The following is a 1,097-nucleotide window of genomic DNA, read 5'->3' as shown; positions in this document are numbered from 1 at the left end:
GCGGCATGGGGCGTGGCGTTCCCCGCCGGGTCGGTGGCGGTGAGGACCAGGTCGACCTCGCCGCCGGCCTCGTGATCCAGCGCCACGCCGTCCTTGAGCTTGAGCGTGTCGCCGACCACCTCGAAGCGGGGATCGTCGACGCTCCAGGTCAGGGGCGCGCCCTCCGGGTCGGTCCCCGCGACGGTCCCGATGACGGCGCCGGGGGCGTTCTCGGCCACGGCGGTTCCGGTCAGGGCGAGGCCGGTCGGGGCCTCGTCCAGATCGGTGACGGCGAGGGTGGCGGCATGGGGCGTGGCGTTCCCCGCCGGGTCGGTGGCGGTGAGGACCAGGTCGACCTCGCCGCCGGCCTCGTGATCCAGCGCCACGCCGTCCTTGAGCTTGAGCGTGTCGCCGACCACCTCGAAGCGGGGATCGTCGACGGTCCAGGTCAGGGGCGCGCCCTCCGGGTCGGTCCCCGCGACGGTCCCGATGACGGCGCCGGGGGCGTTCTCGGCCACGGCGGTTCCGGTCAGGGCGAGGCCGGTCGGGGCCTCGTCCAGATCGGTGACGGCGAGGGTGGCGGCATGGGGCGTGGCGTTCCCCGCCGGGTCGGTGGCGGTGAGGACCAGGTCGACCGCGCCCCCGGCCTCGTGATCCAGCGCCACGCCGTCCTTGAGCTTGAGCGTGTCGCCGACCACCTCGAAGCGGGGATCGTCGACGCTCCAGGCCAGGGCCGCGCCCTCCGGGTCGGTCCCCGCGACGGTCCCGATGACGGCGCCGGGGGCGTTCTCGGCCACGGCGGTTCCGGTCAGGGCGAGGCCGGTCGGGGCCTCGTCCAGATCGGTGACGGCGAGGGTGGCGGCATGGGGCGTGGCGTTCCCCGCCGGGTCGGTGGCGGTGAGGACCAGGTCGACCGCGCCCCCGGCCTCGTGATCCAGCGCCACGCCGTCCTTCAGCTTCAGGGTCCCGCCGACCACCTCGAAGCGGGGATCGTCGACGCTCCAGGTCAGGGGCGCGCCCTCCGGGTCGGTCCCCGCGACGGTCCCGATGACGGCGCCGGGGGCGTTCTCGGCCACGGCGGTTCCGGTCAGGGCGAGGCCGGTCGGGGCCTCGTCCAG

General features: G+C 75.8%; 1 pseudogene. It reads right to left on the bottom strand.

What is annotated here, in order from left to right:
• Window positions 1-1,097: pseudogene (locus BLV24_RS22190) on the bottom strand (cadherin repeat domain-containing protein); the annotation flags it as partial.

This window comes from Albimonas donghaensis, assembly GCF_900106695.1.
GTDB lineage: Bacteria > Pseudomonadota > Alphaproteobacteria > Rhodobacterales > Rhodobacteraceae > Albimonas > Albimonas donghaensis.
The sequence above is the reverse complement of the archived record's forward strand: the minus strand, read 5'-3'. Positions and strand labels throughout refer to the sequence as shown.